The 21,914-nt window shown below is 60.2% G+C and carries 17 protein-coding genes and 2 tRNA genes; 12 read left to right on the forward strand and 7 right to left on the reverse strand.

From position 1 onward, the window contains the following. Window positions 1-8: 8 nt before the first annotated feature. From PLO63_10980 to PLO63_10990, 3 genes are read left to right on the forward strand one after another with little or no spacing between them, the layout of a single operon-like run. Complete coding sequence (locus tag PLO63_10980; GenBank protein ID HOI74662.1) at window positions 9-1,607, forward strand: ShlB/FhaC/HecB family hemolysin secretion/activation protein; 1,599 nt, start codon at window positions 9-11, stop codon at window positions 1,605-1,607. Between the two features lie 25 nt (window positions 1,608-1,632). Next, complete coding sequence (locus tag PLO63_10985; protein HOI74663.1) at window positions 1,633-4,389, forward strand: filamentous hemagglutinin N-terminal domain-containing protein; 2,757 nt, start codon at window positions 1,633-1,635, stop codon at window positions 4,387-4,389. Then, complete coding sequence (locus PLO63_10990) at window positions 4,292-5,068, forward strand: FecR domain-containing protein (GenBank protein ID HOI74664.1); 777 nt, start codon at window positions 4,292-4,294, stop codon at window positions 5,066-5,068. The genes PLO63_10985 and PLO63_10990 overlap by 98 nt, the downstream gene beginning before the upstream one ends. Window positions 5,069-5,157: 89 nt before the next feature. On the opposite strand, the gene PLO63_10995 is transcribed toward PLO63_10990, so the two are convergent. The 7 genes from PLO63_10995 to PLO63_11025 form a co-directional block, all read right to left on the reverse strand. Continuing rightward, window positions 5,158-5,232 (reverse strand) — tRNA-Glu (locus PLO63_10995). 6 nt (window positions 5,233-5,238) lie between these two features. Continuing rightward, window positions 5,239-5,312 (reverse strand) — tRNA-Gln (locus PLO63_11000). A 59-nt stretch (window positions 5,313-5,371) separates the two neighbouring features. Beyond that, window positions 5,372-6,718, reverse strand: a complete 1,347-nt coding sequence (rsmB, locus tag PLO63_11005; protein HOI74665.1) for a 16S rRNA (cytosine(967)-C(5))-methyltransferase RsmB — start codon at window positions 6,716-6,718, stop codon at window positions 5,372-5,374. Next, entirely contained in the window at window positions 6,715-7,677 is a 963-nt protein-coding gene (fmt, locus tag PLO63_11010; GenBank protein HOI74666.1) for a methionyl-tRNA formyltransferase, read from the reverse strand. Before fmt ends, rsmB begins: the two co-directional genes overlap by 4 nt. A 14-nt stretch (window positions 7,678-7,691) precedes the next feature. Further along, on the reverse strand, window positions 7,692-8,195 hold the full coding sequence (locus tag PLO63_11015; GenBank protein ID HOI74667.1) for a TlpA disulfide reductase family protein: 504 nt from the start codon (window positions 8,193-8,195) through the stop codon (window positions 7,692-7,694). 37 nt (window positions 8,196-8,232) lie between these two features. Further along, a complete protein-coding gene (locus PLO63_11020) occupies window positions 8,233-8,949 on the reverse strand; it encodes a cytochrome c biogenesis protein CcdA (protein HOI74668.1) in 717 nt (238 codons plus the stop codon). 240 nt (window positions 8,950-9,189) lie between these two features. After that, window positions 9,190-9,588, reverse strand: coding sequence for a hypothetical protein (locus PLO63_11025; protein ID HOI74669.1), 399 nt, complete (start codon window positions 9,586-9,588; stop codon window positions 9,190-9,192). A gap of 50 nt (window positions 9,589-9,638) precedes the next feature. On the opposite strand from PLO63_11025, the gene PLO63_11030 reads away from it, so the two are divergent. The 9 genes from PLO63_11030 to PLO63_11070 all read left to right on the forward strand — a co-directional run bounded on the left by PLO63_11030 (window position 9,639) and on the right by PLO63_11070 (window position 20,902). Beyond that, the gene (locus tag PLO63_11030; GenBank protein ID HOI74670.1) at window positions 9,639-11,543 is read left to right on the forward strand and encodes a hypothetical protein; all 1,905 of its coding nucleotides are present in this window, start codon (window positions 9,639-9,641) and stop codon (window positions 11,541-11,543) included. A gap of 4 nt (window positions 11,544-11,547) precedes the next feature. Next, the gene (locus PLO63_11035) at window positions 11,548-12,090 is read left to right on the forward strand and encodes a hypothetical protein (protein ID HOI74671.1); all 543 of its coding nucleotides are present in this window, start codon (window positions 11,548-11,550) and stop codon (window positions 12,088-12,090) included. Window positions 12,091-12,128: 38 nt separating this feature from the next. Beyond that, a complete protein-coding gene (locus PLO63_11040; GenBank protein ID HOI74672.1) occupies window positions 12,129-12,644 on the forward strand; it encodes a hypothetical protein in 516 nt (171 codons plus the stop codon). Between the two features lie 40 nt (window positions 12,645-12,684). After that, complete coding sequence (gene pilQ / locus PLO63_11045) at window positions 12,685-14,328, forward strand: type IV pilus secretin PilQ (protein ID HOI74673.1); 1,644 nt, start codon at window positions 12,685-12,687, stop codon at window positions 14,326-14,328. Window positions 14,329-14,409: 81 nt separating this feature from the next. Then, window positions 14,410-15,972: an AAA family ATPase gene (locus PLO63_11050; GenBank protein HOI74674.1), complete on the forward strand. Its 1,563-nt coding sequence runs from the start codon at window positions 14,410-14,412 to the stop codon at window positions 15,970-15,972. A gap of 18 nt (window positions 15,973-15,990) precedes the next feature. Beyond that, window positions 15,991-17,694 (forward strand): GspE/PulE family protein, encoded by a 1,704-nt coding sequence (locus tag PLO63_11055; protein HOI74675.1) that lies wholly within the window; start codon window positions 15,991-15,993, stop codon window positions 17,692-17,694. Window positions 17,695-17,713: 19 nt separating this feature from the next. Continuing rightward, window positions 17,714-18,934 (forward strand): type II secretion system F family protein, encoded by a 1,221-nt coding sequence (locus PLO63_11060; GenBank protein HOI74676.1) that lies wholly within the window; start codon window positions 17,714-17,716, stop codon window positions 18,932-18,934. A 19-nt stretch (window positions 18,935-18,953) separates the two neighbouring features. After that, window positions 18,954-20,291: a sigma-54 dependent transcriptional regulator gene (locus PLO63_11065; protein HOI74677.1), complete on the forward strand. Its 1,338-nt coding sequence runs from the start codon at window positions 18,954-18,956 to the stop codon at window positions 20,289-20,291. Between the two features lie 236 nt (window positions 20,292-20,527). Further along, on the forward strand, window positions 20,528-20,902 hold the full coding sequence (locus tag PLO63_11070; GenBank protein HOI74678.1) for a type II secretion system protein: 375 nt from the start codon (window positions 20,528-20,530) through the stop codon (window positions 20,900-20,902). Window positions 20,903-21,914 lie beyond the last annotated feature (1,012 nt).

Genomic DNA, 21,914 nt, shown 5'->3' on the forward strand with positions numbered 1-21,914 from the left:
GAGCACTCATGTTACGAACGACTCGATGTTGGTTATGGGTAATCATCCTTCTCTTTTCGTATCCTCTCGCCTCATTTGCCGCCGATCCCGAAAACGCCGTTCCCCGCTTTGATATCCGTGGGTACGAGGTGCGGGGGAACACCATCCTTCCCGCGGACAGGGTGGAGGCCATCCTGGCCCCCTTCACCGGGAAGGACAGGGACTTCGGAACCGTCCAGGGGGCCGTGGAGGCGCTTGAAAAGGAATACAGGGGCGGCGGCTTCAGCATGGTGGCCGTCGTGCTGCCGGAGCAGGAGATGCAGGACGGCGTCATCCGCCTGCAGGTCATCGAGTATCGCATCGGCAGAATCGCCGTCGAGGGGAACCGATTCTTCGACGAGCGAAACATCCTGAGAAGCCTCCCGGCCCTGCAGCCGGGGAAAACCCCCGATATCGACGCCCTGTCGCGGAGCCTCAACCTGGCGAACGAGAATCCCGCCAAGAAGACGGACCTGAAGTTCAAGAGCGGCGAGGGACAGGAAGTGGATGCGACCGTCACCGTGAAGGACGAGAAGCCCTGGCGGGCGGGCGTCTCCCTCGACAACTCCGGGGATAAGCACACCGGCCGCTCGCGGATGGGATTTCTCCTGCAGCACGGCAACGTTGCGAACCTGGACCATGTCCTGACGCTGCAATACATCACGTCACCGGAAAACCTGGACGACGTCCACATATTCGGCCTGGGTTACCACATGCCGCTCTATTCGCCGGGATCCTCCATCGATATCATCGCCGCCCATTCCAACGTGGACTCCGGCTCCGTGAACGTCGCCACCTACAACATGGGCATCAGCGGCAAGGGGACCGTGCTGGCGCTCCGGTACAACCAGAACCTCACCCGGATCGGCGACTACGAGCACAGGCTGATCCTGGGGCTGGAATACAAGGCGTTCGAGAACGACGTCCAGTATCTTGGGTACCAGCTGGGGCACAACGTGACCGTTCATCCCTTGAGCCTCACCTATGCGGGGACGCTCACCCGGATGAAGCATACCGCCGGTTTTTACCTGACGGGTGTTCAGAACCTGTCATGGAGTCTGGACGGCCGGGACGGGGAGGCCAATTTCGCCAGCGCCCGCGCCGGCTCGTCCATGGAGTACACGATCCTTCGTTACGGCGGGAATTTCATGCTGATGCCGGGGGGAGACTGGCGCGTGCGGGCCGTCTTCAACGGCCAGTATACGCAGAATGCGCTCGTGTCGGGCGAGCAGTTCGGGCTCGGCGGGGCAGCCTCCGTCCGCGGCTTGCAGGAGCGGGCGTACGCCAACGACTACGGATATTCGGGGAGCATCGAGGTGTACTCCCCGGATCTGCTTCGGCTCGCCGGCGTCTCCGCCGTCCAGGCGCGCCTGCTGGCCTTCTGCGACCACGGCCAGGCCCGGCGCAACAAGCCGGTCGCCGGCGATACGGTCGCCGTCGAGGCCACGAGCATCGGTCCCGGGCTGCGCATCACCGACGGCAGGCATTTTTCCGTTTCCATCGATTACGGTATCGTGATGGAACCTCCCGAGGACGGCACGACCCGCTGGAGCGGCATGTGGCACCTCTCGGCGAGCTTTCTGTTCTGAAGGGTGAACGGGCAAGGAGCATGACATGAAGACGAAACGCCGCAGGATACGAACCATCGCCCGGATGGCCGGGAGCCTTTTTATCACGGCCGTGCTGCTTTTCTTCAGCGCGGACGCCGCCGTGGCGTTCCCGACCGGACCGCAGGTCGTCAACGGGCAGGTCGGCTTCTCACCCCAGGGGAGCACGCTGACCATCACCAACAGCCCCGGTTCGATCATCAACTGGCAGGCGTTTTCGATCGGTGCCGGCGAGGCCGTCCGCTTCGTACAGCAGAGCAGCGCCAGCTCCGTCCTGAACCGGGTCGTCGGACAAGACGCCTCCCTGATCATGGGCCTCCTGCAGTCCAACGGCATGGTCTTTCTCATCAACCCCAACGGCATCTTCATCGGGCCGGGGGCCCGGATCGACGTCAACGGATTCATCGCCTCGACCCTGGGTCTCAGCGACCAGGATTTCCTCGCGGGAAAATACAATTTCACCGCCGGAGCCTCGGCGGCGGCCATTCAGAACCAGGGCACCATCTCGACGCCTCCCGGCGGGAAGGTCTACCTGATCGCGCCGAATGTCGAAAACAGCGGACTCATCTATTCCCCTGGCGGAGACGTCATGCTGGCGGCGGGGCAGAGCGTGCAGATGGTCGACTCGCTAAGCTCCGACATCGCCGTCGTCGTGAGCGCCCCCGCGGATACGGCGCTGAACCTGGGACAGATCCTCGCCGAGGGCGGAAGGGCCGGAATGTACGGCGGGCTGATCTATCAGAACGGCCTGGTCAGCGCGGACAGCGCAACGGTCGGAGAGGGCGGCAGGATTGTCTTCAGGGCGACGAACGGGGTCACCCTGGGTGCCGGGAGCGTCACAACGGCCAACGGCGCCGGGGGAGGGAAGATTGAAATCCGGAGCGACGATGGGACAACCGCCGTTTCGGGCACCGTCACGGCGACGGGGACGGACGGTAATGGAGGCGACATCGCGATCCTGGGCGATCATGTCGAAATCACCGGTGCCGCCCTTGTGGACGCCTCGGGAGGAAGCGGCGGCGGCTCCATCCTGGTCGGCGGCGATTACCAGGGCGCAAACGCGGCCGTCCCGAACGCCGAGACGACCCATGTCGGAAGCGGCGCCGTCATCCGGGCGGACGCCCTGGCGGCAGGCAACGGCGGCAAGGTGGTCGTCTGGGCCGACGACACGACGTCGTTTTACGGCTTCATCAGCGCCCGAGGCGGGGAAGGCGGCGGCAACGGCGGCAGCGTCGAGGTCTCGGGCAGGCAGACGCTTGTATACAGGGGACTGACGGATGTCCGGGCACCGCTGGGGACGACGGGCACGCTGCTCCTGGACCCGACCAACTACTTCATTATGTCTGTCGGCGGTGACATCACCGGGGCGGACCTGGGGGCACAGCTCGAATTGGCCAGTGTCACCATCCAGACCGCTGGCCTCGGGGCGGATATGGGGTACATCTCCGTTGAAGATACGGTGACTTGGGCGAGCGCGAACCGGCTCACCCTGAGTGCCCATAGCGACGTCGTAGTGAAGAACGTCATCACCAATACCGGCGGCGGGAGCCTGGTCCTCCGGGCCGATTCGAATGGAGACGGAACGGGAGACGTCAGTTTTGACATACTCGGCCATGCAAACATGACGGGCGGCGGGCTCGTGTCGATTTACTACAACCCGCCGGCCGGTTACGGCACGCCGACGGACTATACGGCCAACGTGACCGGTGTCACGCCGATGGCCTACATGCTGGTCAACACCGTGACGGACCTCCAGAACATCAACAACAACCTGGCCGGATACTATGCCCTCGGGACGGACATCGATGCCAGTGTCACGACCGGCTGGAATGCAGGAGCCGGTTTTCTGCCCCTGGGCGATGACAGCCTGATCGAGGCGCAGTCGTTCCGGGGTATCTTTGATGGACTCGGCCACACCATCACCGGCCTTTTCATCAACCGGCCCGCATCGAATTACATCGGCCTCTTCGGGGGCTGTACCGCGGCGGCAGTCATCCGGAACGTCGGGATGGAAAACGTCGATATCACCGGAAATTTCCAGGTCGCCGGTCTGGTGGCGCACACCGGCGGCAGCATCGACAACTGCTACGTGACCGGATCGGTGACGGGATTAGACAATACCGTCGGCGGGCTGGTGGCTCTGACTACGGGAAGCGTCACTAACTGTTACAGCCTCGCTGATGTGGCCGGGATTGATTTCGTCGGGGGGCTGATCGGCTCGGTCTATTCTGCCAGCGGAACGGTCACCAACAGCTACAGCGCGGGAGCCGTAAGCGGCGGCATCAGTGGCGGATTGATCGCACATAATGCGGACACTTCCTACACAAACGTAACCAGCAGTTACTGGGACACTACTATACCCGGTGCCCTGTCAACCAGTGCCGGCGGCACGGGAAAGACCACCGCGGAGATGCAGACCCAGGCGACGTACGTCGGCTGGGACTTCGTGAACACGTGGCAGCTCAGCGCGGGCCAGTACCCGAAGATCACCGGGCTGGCGGAAGGGACGGCCCCCCCCCCTGTCGTTCCGGTGACTCCGGCAGCAGGAACGACGACTTCCGTCACGACCCTGACGGATGCGGCGGCCGCGGGCACCAATGCTACGGCAGGCAATACAGTCACGGCCCTCGCAACGGTTACGGAGACGGCCGGTACGCCGGGAGAAGATGAAGAAGACCGCAAGAAAGGTGAAGAACGTGGAGAAGGAACGCAACAAACCGGCGATGGGGCACAAGGCGGAACGGGCACGACGTATTGCAATTAGCCTGTTTGTCCTGTCCCTTGTCCTGCTGTCGTTCACGGATTCCTTTGCCGGCGTGAAGGCGGGGACGGTGACGCACCTGAGCGGACCCCTGTTCGCGAAGAAGGCCGACGGGAAGACATGGGCCTTGTCAGTCAATTCCATCGTCGAGCAAGGCGACATCCTGATGACTGAAAAGAAGACCCATGCCCGGATCCGCTTCCTCGACAACAGTGTGATCACCCTCCGTCCCAACAGCCAGATGAAGATTTCGCGGTTCTACTTCGAGCAGGCCGCACCGCAGAAAGACGCCGCCTTTTTCGATCTGGTCAAGGGAGGCGCCCGCTCCGTCGTGGGGCTGATCGGCAGGAGGGGCAGCCAGAACAGCTACCGGATGGTCACGGAGAACGCCACGGCCGGGGTGCGAGGCACGATTTACGACTGCCGTGTCTGCAAGGGAGACTGCGGATCCCTCCGGGACGGGACCTATTTCTTCGTCGTCGAGGGAGTGATTTCCGTCAGCAATGAAGGCGGTTCGGTGAATGTCGGGGCGGGCCAGTACGCATACGTCCGGGATGCCCTGTCGATGCCCGTGATCCTGCCCGAGAACCCGGGCCTTGACTTTACGACGCCCCCCTCAATGGAAGGGGCGGGCGGGGGAGGCGATCCGGGAAGCGCGGCCTGCAACTGTACGATGCGCTGACCGGGAGACGGTGCAAAGGATCCTGTTTGGGAAAACCGGCTGAATAAACAAGGGGTTGCGATCATCGTCGCAACCCCTTGTTTGTATGATGGTAGTCCCATGGAGAGTTGAACTCCAGTTTCCGGCGTGAGAGGCCAGCGTCCTAACCACTAGACGATGGGACCATATTCTGGCTGGGGGACAAGGATTCGAACCTCGGTAGCAAGATCCAGAATCTTGTGTCCTACCACTAGACGATCCCCCAGCATTTTTCCTGGGGAAAGAGCCATTTATTGAAAAACCAAAACCTTGTCAAGGCGAAATTCAGGACGCCTTCCGGAAGATCGCGGCGAAAAAACCGTCCGTTCCATGGCGATGGGGAAGGGTGCGAAAGAACCCCTGTGCATCCACGAGTTCTTCCGGGATCTCCACACTTGCCCGCACCTGCTGGAAGTCCCTGTGCCGGCGGATGAAATCCGCAACGAGATCCTCGTTTTCCTGCCTCAGGAGGGTGCAGGTGCTATAGACGAGGGCTCCGCCGGGCATCACGCAGGAGGCGCCGCGGTCCAGGAGCCTTCCCTGGAGGCCGCTCAGCGGGGGGATGTCCGAAGGGCGGAGACGCCACTTGATCTCCGGGTTCCTGCGCAGCGTGCCCAGGCCCGAGCAGGGCGCATCCACCAGGACGATGTGAAAGGATTCACGGAAACGCTCCCCGAGGTCCTCCGTGGCGTCCGCCAGGTGTGTCCGGATCGAGCGGATGCCCAGCCGGGCCGCGTTCTTCTCCAGTTCCTGGAGCTTCTCCGGGCCGGAATCCACCGCCAGGATCGACGCCCCGTCCTCCGTCCGCTCCGCCAGATGGGTCGCTTTCCCTCCCGCACCGGCGCACAGGTCGAGGATCCTGTCTCCCGCCCGCACGTCGAACAGGCGGGCCACCAGCTGGGAAGCCTCGTCCTGAATGGTGATCTTCCCGGCCTTCCAGCATGATAGCTCACGGATCGGATGGCCCGTGTGGGGAAGGAGCAGGCCGTCGGGAGACCAGGGCGTTTCCTCCGCGGCGATGCCTTCCGCCGCCAGCTCCTCGCGCACGTCGCGCCGGGTCGTCCGGAGTGCGTTCACGCGGGCGGCGAGCGGCGGGATCCCGTTGCCGGCCCGGCAGAGATCCGCGGTCTCCTCGATGCCGTATTGTCGGATCCACTGCTTGACGAGCCACACCGGGTGGGAATGAACGATGGAGAGCCGGCCCGCGGGGTCCTTCGTTCCGGAAGGAAGGGGAACTTCATCCTTCCGGCGCACGGCGTTCCGGAGCAGGCCGTTGACGAAGGGCACCGTGCGGGCGTCCACCCGCTTCGCGAGGCCGACGGCCTCGTTCACCGCCGCGTAATCGGGGATCCGGTCCGTGAAGTGGATCTGGTACAGGGCCGTCCTCAGGATGTTCCGGACAGGCGTGGAGACGGCAGGGGACCGCTTTTCGCAGAGCGAGCGGATGATCCAGTCCAGGTAGCCCCTCATCCGCAGGGTGCCGTAGACAAGCTGCGTCAGGAGGGCACGGTCGGACGGTTCGTCGAAAACCTGGCTGGAAAGGACCTCGTCGAGGAGCGGCTCCGCGAAGGCGCCGGTGGTGTCGACGCGCGTGAGAATCTCGACGGCGGCACGGCGGGGCGAGGATTTCATTCCGCGGGCCGCGCTTCCGGGGAATCCGTCAGGAATCCGCTCCGGGGTCGGTAACCCCGGAAGAAATCCCCAACGGGCATGCGTTTCTTGCTCTCCATCTGGATGTCCCTGAGGATCACGATGCCGTTCCCGGCGGAGACCTCAAGCCCGCCGTCCCGGAGGGATCCGATCTTCCCGGGAGGCTCCGTCACGGGCTGTTCCTGTGCGGATGCCGAGAACACCTTCACCTGCTTCCCGTCCAGCCACGTGCAGGCGCAGGGCGCAGGGGCGAGGCCGCGGACCAGGTTGACGATCTCCGAGGCGGGCCGCTCCCAGCGGATCAGGCTGTCTTCCCGGGTCAGCTTCGGCGCGAGCGTTGCGAGGTGCGATTCCTGGGGACGCCGGTGGACCGTTCCGGCCAGCAGGCCCTCAATCGTCCGGACGAGCAGGCCGGCTCCGCTTGCGGCCAGGCGGTCGTGGAGCTCCCCGGCGTTCTCCTCCGCGCCGATGGGGGTCTCTTCCTGGAGGAGGATGTCGCCGGTGTCCATCCCCTCGTCCATGAACATGATGGTGACGCCGGTGACGCGCTCGCCCCGGATGAGGGTCCAGTTGATCGGCGCCGCGCCTCGATATTTCGGGAGCAGCGAGGGGTGAACGTTGAGGCAGCCTAGAGGGGGGGCTTCCAGGACGGCCTTGGGCAGGATCTGGCCGAAGGCGGCCACGGCCACCAGGTCCGGGCGCAGGCGGTGGAGCGTGTCGAGGAAGGATGCGTCCCGGACCCGATCGGGCTGGAAAACCTCGATGCCCAGTTCCTCCGCTCTCTCTTTCGCCGGCGGAGGGGCGAGGTGCTTGCCTCTTCCCTTGGGGCGGTCGGGCTGCGTCACGACCCCGACGACGGGGTATCCGGCCCGGACGAGCGCATCCAGGGAAGGGACGGCGAATTCAGGGGTGCCCATGAACAGGACGGCAGGCTTCGTCATCGTCCGGTCTCCTCTCATTTCCCCAACAGGGAGGCCAGGGTTTCCTCGGGGTTCCGGCAGGGCATGCAGGCGAGTCCCCCGTCCGGACTGACGATGGCGAGGGAGGGAACGCCCCGGACACCGAACGCCTCCGATACCTGCCCGGTCTCGTCCAGGAGCATCCTGTAGGGGAGCTGGTACTGTGAGGCGAAGCGGGACACCTTGCTCTTCGACTCGAGGATGTCGATGCCGACCATGACCAGTCCCTTCGGCTGGAAGCGGGCGTAAAGCTCCTTGTAGTAAGGAATTTCGGAGCGGCAGGTGGAGCACCAGGTCGTGGAAAAGACGATCAGGGTCGTTTTCCCCTGCTGGTCGCGGAGTCGGAATTTCTGTCCATTGACGTCCTGGAGCGTGAAATCCGGGGCCTGGCCCGCCGCGGGACCGGGGCCGGGGCCGGTCCGGACCGGCGGAGGCGGGGCGTCGCAGGAGGCCAGGAGAAGAATGCCCGCCAACAGAAGCAGAATAAGCGGGTTCTGCAACCTTTTATATCTATCAAACGTTCTCATTCGATTCTTGTCACCCCCAGAACATACCGGCCTGGATCAGGAAATACTCCCCGCTCCCGATGAGGATCCAGCCGAGGATTTTGCGGATCCGCTCCATCCACAGGCCAGACTTCGGCAGGCCCGCCAGCAGGGCCGAGAACGTCCCCAGCAGAATCAGCAGCGTGCCCATGCCGAAGGAGAAAACGAAAAGCAGGGCCATGGCGAAGGGGACATTCTGCTGCGTCGCGACGTAACCGAGCAGGACGGCCAGAATCGGCGCCGTGCAGGGGCCGACGATGAAGCCGGCCGTCACGCCCATCAGGAGGCCGCCGGCCATACCCCGGATCCGTCCGCCGGCCTGCAGTTTCCCGACCCACCCAGGCACCGGGACGGACAGGGAGAATACGTCCAGCATGGAAAGCCCCATCAGCAGGCAGAGATTCCCGACGGCAAAGGAAATCCAGGGACTAGACTGAAACTGTCCGAACAGACGGCCCGACAGGGCCGCCATAGCGCCAAACCCGCTGTATGTCAAGGACATGCCCGCCACATAGACAAGGGACAGAAGCAGGGCCCGACGTCGCGATCCCGCTCCCTGGTTCCCGATGTAGGCGACGGTGATCGGGATAACAGGATAAACACAGGGTGTGAAGCTGACCAGGATCCCGCCCAGGTATGCGGCGAGGAGCGGTACCAGGTAGGAACCCTGCAGGGAGGCCGACAGCCAGTCGGACAGGATTTGTTCCATCGGGGGGCGGCCGCTCCTTTCGGTTTGTCCTGGAATACCTGTTCAGGGAAAACGAACCCTTTATACTTTTTCCCGCGGCAAAGGAAAAGCGGTTCCTTCGGGATTCCTGCCCGAATATTCATAACCTGCTTGATGCATTGATGAAATGCTCAGGACGTGTCAATCGATTGACGAAAAACGTTGTTTCGCCTCAGTGGAATCTGTCAAAAGAATAATACTTGACATGACGTATAAAAACCTTTAGGTAAGCAAAACATAAGTAGCTTTTACGATATTCCCGATCAATTCAAATCTTTTATATATGTTATGCATTGACACGGTTCGGAAGGTCCGGTAGATACGAACCTTCGGATCGTTTATTATGAATCGGGGGATCAGCACTTCTTTATGGTCATCATCAATGGCCAGGCCTTTAACACGGTAGTGGATGCTGCGGAAGCCCTGGGTGTTTCTCCCAAGACAGTCGGAGATTACATCCGCAAGGGTATCATCCCTCCGCCCCCGGAGATTCAGTACGGAGTTCGCGTCTTGAGGCATTATCCCCGGGAGTATCTGCGCGATGCCAGAAAGCTCCTCGAGGGGTACCGGAAAGACAGAATTGCGCGATTTGGCTCCCGTTCCTGACGGGGAGCCTACCATGAACCTTCCATTACAGGGCGGTATGGCGCCCGGATTCAGGAGGGCATCCCTTGGCCCGGAACGACGATATTACCTCCACGGAAAAACTCCTCGACGTCATCAAGAAAAAGGATGAGGCGCCGTCTCCACCCCCCCCGTCGGCCCAGGAGCCGCAGAAGAACGTCATCGCCTTTTCCCAGAAAAAGGTGGGAACGCGCTCCATGAACGTCGGCATCGACGCCGGTCACGAATTCGTCCGGTTCGTCAAGACAATCCGTTCCTCCGACGGGAAATGGAAGCTCCTGGATGCCCGAAAGGTCGCCTATCCGTTCGGCCTGACGAAGGGGACGCCGGAATATGCCGTTTTCCTTCGGGATGAGTTGACGAAGTTCGGCTGCTCGGCAAAAGACAACTGCGGCGTCTGGCTCATCATGTCCGCCGCGGAGGTGGAAGTCCGCCATTTCCGGATCCCCAAGGTCGCCAAGAAGCAGATCGACAACGCCGTCTACTGGGGCATGCGCAAGGAGCACCCCTTTGATGACAAGGAGTTCATCTTTGATTTCGAGCTCCAGGGAGAGGTCATCGAGCAGGGGATCCCCAAGTATGCCGTCATGGCCTACACGGTTCCCCGCAAGGAAGTGGAAGATACGCGCAAGCTGTTCAGCCAGGCGGGCATCTCCCTGGACGGCATGGTCATCACACCCTTCGCCATCCAGAACATCTTCCGCACGGGATGGGTCGCCGCTGGCAAGGGCACCGTCGCCACCCTCTTCATCGGCAACGAGTTTTCCCGCATCGACGTCTATTCCAAGGGAAACCTCGTCATGTCCCGGGGCATCAAGACGGGTGTCCGGAGCATGGTCGAGGCGCTCATGGAGACCTTCAACGACGAGCGCCGGCCCGATCCGTCCTCCGCCACCGGCACCAAGGTCATGACCTTCGAGGAGGCCCGCCGCATCGTATTCGGGATGAGCGGGGACTCCCCCTCCGGGGACCTGGCCGGGGCGGGGCTGACCGAACAGGATGTGTTCAAGATGCTCGAGCCGGCGCTTGAGCGGCTGGCCAGGCAGGTCGAGCGGACGTTCGAGCACTTCGTCAGCAACGTCAGTAGCGAACGGATCGAGCAGGTCCTCATCTCCGGCGTCATCAACATCGACAGGACGATGCTGGACTATCTCGGCAACCAGCTCGCCATCGAGCGGGACATCTTCGATCCGCTGAACCCGAAAGTCGCCGACATTCCCTCCAGCATGAAACTCAGCCTCTCCGAGCAGATGGCCTTTGTGCCGGCCCTCGGCGCGGCCCTCTCCGACAACGCCCACACCCCGAATGCGATGTTCACCTTCCGGGAGCGGGAGGAAGCCGAGCAGGTGGTGAGGATCAACCGGGTTGTCCTGATCGGGTTCGTCGCCGCCCTGGTCGTCTGCGCCATCGTTTTCGGCTTTCAGTTCCAGCAGATGAGCCAGAAACGGGACGCCGTCGCCAAGATGGAAGCCAAGCTGGCCCAGTATTCCCCCGTTGTCGACCAGGCCAGGGTGACGGATATGCTGGGTGCCATGAAACAGCGCCGGGAGGTCCTCCGCGGTTATTCGGAGCGCTATCTCGGGATGGCCGTTCTGGGTGAGCTGACGGCCCTGACACCGGAAGAAATCCGTCTCGTCTCCGTGAAGTCGGGTCTGGTGCTTCCGGCGGCCGCCGCGCCTACCGCGGCCGGACAGGCACCGGCCCAGCCGGCTCCGCCTCCTCCCCCGCCCCCGGCGGGCGCCCCGGCCGCTTCGGCTGCATCGGGGCAGGATATGATTCTTGAGGGAGTGGTCTTCGGAGATCCCTCAACCTTCGAGTCGCAGTTGTTCCGCTACCGGGTGGCCCTGGAGAACTCGCCGCTTTTCAAGAACGTGTCGGTCAAGAAGCAGGATCTCGAGCCTTTCCGAAAAGGGCGGGTCCTCCATTTCATCATCAATATGCAGATCGGGTGATCGCATGGACGAAACAAAGAAATCCTTCCGCATTCCCAAGAGCAGCATCCGGTTCCTTCTGATCTGCCTCGGGGTCGTCATTCTCTTCATTGTCGCCGGCCTCTTTCCCATGGGGTACGCCGTAACTTCCCTGGACAAGAAGGAGCAGGCCCTGAAGCTGAAGGTCGAGGAGCAGGAGCAGTTGGGGCCGATCTACAAGACGCTTGAGAAGCAACTGGCGGAGAAGAAGGTCCCCACGACCCTGCCGTTGCCGGGCCGGACCCGGCTGTCGAAGGAGCAGGTGGACCAGGTTCCGGTTACCATCCGCGGGCTGGCCCGGGCCGCCCAGCTCGAGGTCATGTCGGTGAACCCGGAGTTGGGTGCCGTTGCGGGTGACGCGAAGATCGCCCCGGTGGTCGTCGTGGTCCGCGGGGGGATGAGCCAGTTCCGGAATTTCTTCACGGCCCTGGGAGGCCTGTCCTACGTGGAGCGGTTCGACGCAATTGAGGTCCGGCCGGCCCAGACGGCCCTGGAGCTCAAGATGAACCTGATGGTGGCGTTGAATTGACAACCTTTTAACCTTCAAAGGAAGCGAGCAGTCGGACGATGCCGAAACTGAATACGAGACAGATCGTTATCCTGGCCGTCATGGCTCTGGCGATTCTCTATGCAGCATACGAGATCCTGGGTCCCAGGCTGGGCATGAAAGGTCCCGCGAAACAAGCAGCCACAACGGCGGACATCCAGAAGTTCGTGACGGAGACCACCACCGGAATGGCGGCCCAGGCAGCCGGCGAGCTCGAGGTATACGCCGCCGTCCGGGCCGAGACGCCGTGGGGCCGGGATCCCTTCATGGACCGGGGGCTCTATACCGAGTATGCCTCTCTCCAGGAAGGCATCATGAAGAACAAGGCGGCGACGGCCGGCAAGGCGATCACCTTCGCCTACACCGGCTACCTGGACTCGGGCAGGAGGCGGGTGGCCATCATCAACGGGGTTGAATATATTGCGGGTGAACCGCTGGTGGAAGAAGGATACGTATTGAGGGCAATCGACAAGTCCAAAGTGGTCATCGAAAAAAAACTGGAAGGAGTGAAGTTTGATGTTCTCATACAGGAATGATCGGATCGCGGAAAAAGCTCCGAGGAGCCTTGCTCCCGGGATGAGAAGCTCCTTGTTCGGGTTCGCCTTCATCCTGCTTGCCGCTTTTGCCTTGTCGGCCTGCTCGAAAGATATTCAAGTCAAGCAGGATCCCTTCTTCGACAAGTGGCGGACCCTGTCGGACCAGTCGACGGGGAACTCGCCGACGCAGAGGGCACGCGAGTTCGATCTCAACGCCCTGGTGGCGAAGGAGGAGGCACGTCTCGCGGACGAGCGGGTGCGCTCGACGGCGGGACGCCATCTCCCGACGATGAAGGTCAACCTGAAGATGCGCCAGGCGGAGATCAAGGCGGTCATCCGGTCGCTGGCCAAGGCGGCCAACAAGAACATCCTTGTCAAGAACGACATCAAGGGCGACATCACCGTCGACTTCCAGAACACCCCCTGGGACCGGGCCTTCGAGAGCATCATCAACACACATGGATTGAGCTATGTCTGGGAAGGGGACGTCATCCGGGTCATGACGGAGGCGGACAAGGAGCAGGACCTGAAGCGCAAGACCCAGGAGAGCGACATCCGGCGGGTCGAGCCGCTCCTCAACGTCGTCGTGCCGGTTGATTATGCGTCGCCGAAGGACCTGAAGGACAACCTCGAGACCTTCCTGACCAGGGAAAAGGACGGCAAGACGTTCCGCGGCTCCGTGAAGGTGGACAGCCACACGAATTCCCTCATCATCCAGGCCATCCGGGACGACCTGACCAAGATGATCCCCATCATCAAGCGGCTCGACAAGCCGACCCCGCAGATCCTGATCAAGGCCCACATCGTGGAGGCCACCAAGGACGCGGCCCGGAGGCTGGGCGTGCAGTGGGGCGGCGGATACACGGGCGGACTGGGAAGCAGGAGCATGTGGGTGACGCCCGGCGGAACAAACACAACGGGCACGGCGCCTTTTAACCCAATCGATGGAGGGTACAATCCCCTCGGAGTCGGCGGTCCTGGCGGCGACGTCGGCAGTTACGGGCTTTCCGGGCAGGGACTCGGCCTCAACTTCCCCGGCTCGGCACTCGCCAACGCTTCCGGCTACGGCGCCCTGGGGTTGCTTTATGGTACCATCGGCGGCAACATCCTGGAGCTTCAGCTCAACGCTCTCCAGACGGACGGCAAGGTCAACATCCTCTCGAGCCCGTCCATCACCACCCTGGACAACCAGAAGGCATACACAGAGAGCGGCGAGCGAGTCCCCTACGAGACGACAACCACCAGCGGCGGCAGCACGACCACCAACATCAACTGGGAGGACGCAGTGCTCCGGCTGGAGATCACCCCCCACGTCATCGATGACGTCCACCTGAAGATGTCCATCAACGTGAAGAAGAACGAGGTGGACCTCACCCGGACCACGAAATCGGGCTACCCCTTTATCATCAAGAAGCAGACCGAGACGAACCTGATCGTCCGCAACGAGGAGACCATCGTCATCTCGGGGCTGAGCAAGCAGCGGATCACCCATTCGGACGAGGGGCTTCCCTGGGTGAAGGACGTTCCGGTCCTAGGATGGCTCTTCAAGGGAGATAACAAGACCAATGCCATGGAAGAGCTGCTCGTCTTCATCACGCCGAGGATCCTGCCGCAGTACCAGGCGGCCGACGCAAAGGGATCCGTCAAGGTGGACGTCAAGGATGCAACCCCGGTCGGCAAGTAATGCATAGCAGATCGGCATCGCCATTCAACCAATGATCAACCAGGGACCGCTCGTACCGCAATGTACGGGCGGTATTGCACTATGGACTACTTCAGGATCCTGCATCTCAAGAGAGAGCCCTTCTCCAATTCGCCGGAGCCGGATTTTTTTTTCGAGTCCGACCAGCACCTGGGGTGCCTCCAGCGGCTGGAGCTGTCCATCCGCCTGCGCCGCGGCCTGAACGTAGTCATCGGGGATGTCGGGACGGGGAAGACCACCCTCTGCCGGCGCATGATCCAGAGGCTGGGATCGTCCGAGGAAGACAGGGACAGGATCACCACGCATCTTGTGCTCGATCCCGCGTTCGGAACCGCCGTCGAGTGCCTGTCCACGATCTCCGCGTCGTTCGGGCTTGAAATTCCCGACGGGCCGGTCACGGAATGGCAGCTCCGGGAAAACATCAAGAATTACCTGTACCGGCAGGGAGTGGACCAAGAGAAAATCACCGTCCTGATCATCGACGAGGGACAGAAGCTGTCGTCCACCTCCATCGAGATTCTCCGGGAGTTTCTCAACTACGAGACCAACGAGTTCAAGCTCCTGCAGACCGTCATCTTCGCCCAGCGGGAGTTTGAAGAGATCCTGAAGAATCATCCCAACTTCACGGACCGCATCAACCTGCTCTACCGCCTGCAGCCCCTCGGGTTCCGCCAGACCCAGGCCATGGTCGCCTTCCGGATCGCCAGAGCCGGCGGCGAGGAGGGGGCGCCAAAGCTCTTCAGCAGGCCGGCCCTCTGGGCCGTGCATTTTGCCACGGGAGGGTTTCCCCGGAAGATCATTACGCTCTGCCACGAGGTTCTCCTGGCGCTCATTATCCAGAACCGGGAGAAGGCGAACTGGCCCCTCGTCTGGGCCTGTGCCCGGCGGCTGGCCATGTATGACCGGTTCCGGGGGAAGCCGCTGAAGGCGGCCTTGGCTGTCTTAGTGCTGCTGGTTCTGGGCGGCCTCCTGATTCAGGCTCCCGACCTCGTCGGAACGTTCGGCGCCGCAAAGAAGCAGGCTGCCGTCCGCCTGCCGGAGGTGTCGCAGCCGGCGCAAGCCGTGGTGGCCGTCCATCCGCCCGCCCCGGCACAAAAGGTGGGGCCCGCCGAACCGGCCGTTCCTTCCCCCGCTCCCGCTGTAAAGAAGAAATTGCCGGAGACCCTCGGCCGGATCGCCATCAGCCAGGGCGGGACGGTCTGGTGGATCCTGAGCGATGTCTACGGCCAGTGGAATCTCAGCCTCTATCATGCTTTTCAGAAGGCAAACCCGGATATCGAGAATCTGAACAAGGTACCCGCCGGGAAAGTCCTTCTCTTCCCGGCCGTGCAGGCGGCGAACCCGACCACGGCCAGGGGCGTCTGGGTCCAGGTTGCAAGCGCCTCGACCCTGGAGCAGGCCTACGGGATCATGCGGGAACGCCAGAGACAGGTTCCCAGCCTGAGGATGATCGCCCACTGGAACAGCCGCGAGGGAACCGTCTTCTCGATCGTTCTGGGAGAGCGGTTCATCGACGAGGCGGCGGCGATCGCACAGATCCGGAAACTCCCCACCCCGCTCCGGTCACATGCCAAGGTGTTGAGCGGGAAGTGGGAATCCGATACGGTATTTTTCTCTCAGCTATAAAAGGAAAAGGGGTCCGACATGAGAGTGAAAAAGAAATTGGGTGAATTGCTGGTTGAGAACAACATCCTCACGGCGGAGCAGCTTGCCACCGCCCTTGCGGCGCACAAGCGGACGGGGATGAAGCTGGGCCAGTACCTGATCCGCCAGGGGATCGTGAACGAGAGCCAGGTGATCGACGTCCTGAGCCGGCAGTTGAAGATCGAGCAGTACCGCCCCGACCAGTATCCCGTCGAGCCGGCCCTCTCCTCCCAGATCCCGTCGGATTTCGCCCAGAAGAACCAGGTCATTCCGCTTCGAAAACGGGGCCGTCTCCTGACGGTCGCCCTGACGGATCCCCTCGACATCAACGTGCTGGACTCCCTGGAAGTCATGACGAACTCGGAAGTGGAGCCCGTCATCTGCTCGGAGCGGGAATACAACCAGCTCTTCAACAATGTGTACGGCTCACAAACCGGCCTCAGCACCGTGCTGGAGACCATCGACACGGAATCGGAGGAGATACAGGCAGAGAGAGAGCCGGACCAGTCGGACGTCAGGGTGGCCTCCCTCCAGGACATGGCCGTGGAGGCCCCGGTCATCCGCCTGGTGAACTCCATTTTCAGCCAGGCTGTCCGTGAGGGAGCCAGCGATATTCACATCAGTCCCCAGCAAAACAATGTCTCTCTCCGCTTCCGCATCGACGGAAAACTGCAGGAGGTCCCCTCACCGCCCAAGTCGCTGTCTCTTCCCATTTCGGCACGAATCAAGATCCTTGCCGGAATGGACATCACCGTGACGCGCGTTCCCCAGGATGGGCGCTTCACGCTGAAGATGGAAAACCGCGAGATCAACGTCCGGGCCTCCGCCATGCCGACGATCTATGGGGAAAACGTGGTGCTCCGCCTCCTGGACATGAGCGCCGGGGTCTACACCCTCAACCGACTGGGCATGAGCGACGACGACCGCCTGAAGATCGAGAGCATGAGCCGCAAGCCCTACGGGATGATCCTCAGCACGGGGCCAACAGGAAGCGGGAAGAGCACCAGCCTCTATGCGATCCTGAATGACATCAATCAGCCCGACATCAACATCGTTACCCTGGAGGACCCCGTCGAATACCGGGTCAACAACATCCGCCAGGTGCAGCTCAACCGCAAGGCCGGCATGACCTTCGCCAGCGGCCTCCGCTCCATCCTGCGGCAGGACCCGGACGTCATCATGGTCGGCGAGATCCGCGACTCCGAGACGGCCTCCATCGGCGTCCAGGCCGCCCAGACGGGGCACCGGGTCCTCAGCACCGTCCACACGAACGACGCCGCCGGGGCCATCACCCGGTTCATCGACATGGGCATCGAGCCGTTCCTCGTGGCCTCGGTGCTCCTGGTGTCCTTCGCCCAGCGCCTCGTCCGGACTGTCTGCCCCTACTGTAAGGAGCCCTATCAGCCCACCCAGAAGGCCCTGGCAGCCTGGGGGCTGGAGAACATCCAGAATGCAAACTTCATGAGAGGCCGCGGCTGCTACCAGTGCATGAACACGGGCTATAAAGGCCGTACCGGCGTCTTCGAGGTCCTGGCGAACGACGACATGGTCCAGGACATGATCCTGAGGAAGGAGTCCAGTCAGGACATCACCCGGGCCGCCATGGAGGCGGGAAAGCTGCGGACCCTGAAGGAAGACGCCGCCGCCAAGGTTCTGGCGGGAATCACGACCCTCGAAGAGGCCGCCTCTTCGGTTATGGTGTAAGCAGCAAGGGAGGAGCGTCATGCCCAAATTCGCCTACCAGGCGATCAACGAGAACGGGGCCACCGTCTCGGGAGTCATCGAGGCCGAATCCCCGGAGTCGGCCAACAACATGCTGGTTGCTGGGGGATACATCCCAGCCCGAATCAGCAAAGCGGACACGTTCTCCGAGGAAGGGTTCCTGGCCCGCCTGAAGAGCCAATTCGGTTCCGTGTCTGCCCCTGAGTTGATCCTCTTCACCAAGCAGTTCAGAACCATGCTCCTGGCAGGAATCCCCATCATCCGCCTGCTCCAGGTTCTGGAAGCCCAAACCCAGAATCCGAACCTGAAGAAGGCCATCGCCCAGATGGCCATGGACATCAAGCAGGGTTCCACGCTGGTCGATGCTCTGGAGAAACAGCCCAAGATCTTTTCGCCCCTCTACCGGAGCATGATCAACGCCGGCGAGGTCAGCGGGACCGTCCCGGACGTCCTGGAGCGCCTGAGTTACATCCTGGAACACGAATTCAAGGTGAAATCGGACGTCAAGGCTGCGCTGCAGTACCCGGTCATCGTCCTCATCGCGTTGAGCGTAGCCTTCGTTGTCCTTCTCACCTTTGTCATCCCGAAATTCGTCGGCATATTTGCAAAAGCAGGGGTCGCGCTTCCGTTTCCGACGAAAGTCGCCATGATGCTTTACCAGTTCTTGCACAACTACTGGTACATCGTGATTGTTGCCGTGATCGCGATCATCGTCGGGCTTCGCCAGTACTTTAGAACAGAGAAGGGAAGTCTGGCGAGAGATGCATTTCTGCTCAGGATTCCACTCTTTGGTCCTCTTTTCAACAAAGCGGCCATGTCGCGCTTCGCGAGCATCTTCTCCATCCTCCAGTCAAGCGGCGTTCAGATCATGACCACCATGAAGGTCCTCATCGGGACAATCGGAAACACAGCCATCGCCAGGGAATTCGAGAACATTCAGGATATGATGCAAAAGGGTCAGGGAATCGCCGGCCCTCTTCGCAAAGCGAAGTATTTTCCACCAATGGTGGTCGACATGGTGGCCATCGGCGAGGAATCGGGCAACATTGAGGAGATGATGAAAGTCATTTCCGTCCATTATGACGAGGAGGTGGCCTACCAGGTGAAGCGCCTTTCCGATCTCATCGGGCCAATTCTCGTTGTCGGCCTGGCCGCCGTTGTTGGTTTCTTTGCCCTAGCGATCTTCCTCCCCATGTGGGACCTGACGAAGATGGTCAAATAAGCCCTATACGTTATTATTCATGGAGAAACCGGACGGAAAAGCGAGGATCCATGTCAGCTTATATGTCCTGATCCCTTTGATATTCAGCGGCATCTCGGTCATCGGCATCATCGTGACCTATCGGTTGATGATGCGAGGAATCGGGGGCGAATCCGTTACGCTCATATCCATTGTTGCATGGGCTGCCACGATTGGTTGCCTTGCTTATTTTTGTGCGTTCCTTATCCTTTGGATACTGCTCAAGCCCTTGGAGGAGTTTGTAAGGAATACGGAAAAGCTCGACATCATTCCAGGCCCGTCGGCAAGCACAGAACAAGAAGAGAAATCGAAAGACGAAGTCCACCGGTACAAACAAGTTCTTTCTCAAGTCACGAACCTGTTGTCCAAGGTCGAGGCGAGGGAGCGTTTTCCCGGCATAATAGGCCAGAGTGCAGTCATGCGTGAAGTATTTGGCCAAGTCCTGAAGGTTGCCCCCACCGACTCCACTGTCCTAATCTCCGGGGAAAGCGGCACGGGAAAGGAACTCATCGCCGCGTCCATCTACGAGCACAGCGCCCGGAGAGACAAGCCCTTTGTCACGATCAACTGTGTGGCCATTCCGGAGGGGCTCCTGGAGAGCGAACTCTTCGGACACGAGAAGGGTTCCTTCACCGGTGCCGTCTCTCAAAAGAAGGGAAAGTTCGAACTGGCCACCGGAGGGACGATCTTTCTGGACGAGATCGGCGACATGCCCTTGGCTACCCAGGCAAAGTTGCTACGGGTCCTCCAGGAGAGGATGTTTGAACGGGTAGGCGGAACGAAGCCAATAGAAGTGGACGTCCGCTTCATCGCCGCCACGAACAAGGACCTTCCGGAGATGGTCCGGGCCGGAACCTTCCGGGAGGATCTCTACTACCGGATCAACGTGTTCTCGATCCGCCTCCCGTCGCTCCGCGAGAGGCTGGAGGAAATTCCCGCCTTGGTTGACTACTTTCTGGAACGGGCGGGTCGAACCATCCACGTTTCCCAGGAGGCAATGCAAAAGCTCCTCGGGTATTCATGGCCGGGCAATGTCCGGGAGTTGCAGAATGCAATTGAGCGGGCGGTGGTCATTGCCGAGGGGGACATTGAGCCATTTCACCTTCCCGTGGAATTGAAGGGGGAGGTAATGATCACTTCACGTCAAGACGGAAGTGAATCCCTCGATGACCGGTTGGCAGAGATCGAGAAGGGAATGATCATCGAGGCCATGACCCGGACGGGAGGTGTTCAGGTGCGGGCGGCAGAACTCTTGGGCATCAACCAGCGCAGCCTGTGGCACCGTGTCAGGAAATACGGAATCGACGTAGCCTCCATGAAGAAACAACAAAATTTGTAGATGCCCGTTTCAATGATTGAGGGGGAGCGAGAGGGTCATTGAACATAGGGATGCAGAACTGGTCGATATGTGACCGATTCGGCAATACACCTGCACTGGCACACTGTATGCGAACACTTTTTATATTGAGAAAGCCTGCGAAAGGGGGTGACGGAGCGGCACATCCAGATGCGGAAGGAAAACAAAACGAAAGGCAGTTCCAAGTGTCATAAAAAAACAACCAAGGAGGAATGAAGATGCTGAAAAAGAGAAATCAGAAAGGTTTCACCCTGATCGAGATCATCGCTGTCTTGGTGATCCTCGGAATCTTGGCGGCGGTGGCGATTCCCAAGTTCTTCGACATGCAGGATGAGGCGAAGTTGAAAAACGCCCAAGCGGCTGTCGCTAGCGCACAGTCGGCAATATCGATGGCTTATGCCAATTACCTGCTGAATTCAAGTGCACCGAATTCAGCAAGTCCGTCTGCTGCATGCCAGTCAGTGCAATTGGATGCTCCATCAAGCGTACCTTATAACGTATCATGTACAGGTGGAAATTGGGATATAAGTTCCAGCAACATTACCGCTAATTATGATACTAAAAGTGCAACTGGAACATGGACGAAGCCGTAGTCTAATCAATGAGTAGCAGGGATGTCCAAATGATTTCGTTTCTGCTACATTGAGGCGATAAAAAAAGAGTCGGTCAAATCGACCGACTCTTTTTTTAGGGGGGTGCATTTGAGGGTGAAGGTAATTTTGTGTAAATGGCTTGAGTTAGGATGAGATGCCAATTGCACAGGAGAATTGCTCATGGTGATGACATCGACACATGTGCAGAGCAAAGGTGCTAATATATGACTTTATATCGTGACAGATCTAACAAAGCGAGGCTCCCGTAACATTATTATTACCTTCGCAGACGGGCCCAAGGGCTTTCTCGAAGTCATGGAGGCTACATCACACCGAACAGAGGACCAACCCTGCATCATTCACATGGTCTGGGGCGCCCTCCGCGTTGAATTGCTGAAAGACCGCAATGCTGTTGACGGCGATTTTGAAACTATCTACCGAGTTACTGCAGAAGTACAGGCACGAGTGAATCCTGAGAGCTTTACAGAGAAATGTGACAACCGATATCCCACAGTATTGAAATCCTGGCGGACCAATGGTTTAGAATGGTTCCCATTATTTCCGTCCCGGATGAAATCCGGAGAATCATCTATACGATCAATACTATTGAATCCCTGAATAACACCCTAAAGAAGAAGATCGAAAGCCGGGCATCGTTCCCAATGGACGAGCCCACCGTCAAGCGGTTCTATCTGTCATTGCAAAAACATTCAGAAAAAGTGGATTATGCAGGCCAGAAACGGGGGCAATACTATAATCCAGCATGCTATCCTCTACTGCGATCAGATGCCCTGTTGAAAATGTATAGTGTCATTTAGTTAAGTTATCTGACACTCTCTTGCGATTTGGGATATGAAGTATTTTAAATACTATTTAGCTTTAATAATTGTTCTATTTTTTCTACTCTTAATATGCCATTTCATTGCTTGGCCAATTGTGATGTATGATTCAGATTTGTGGTATCATTTGTCTGGAGGCAGATTTTTCTGTAATAATGGATCAATTGCTCATA

It is taken from the genome of Syntrophales bacterium (genome assembly GCA_035363115.1).
Lineage (GTDB): Bacteria > Desulfobacterota > Syntrophia > Syntrophales > PHBD01 > PHBD01.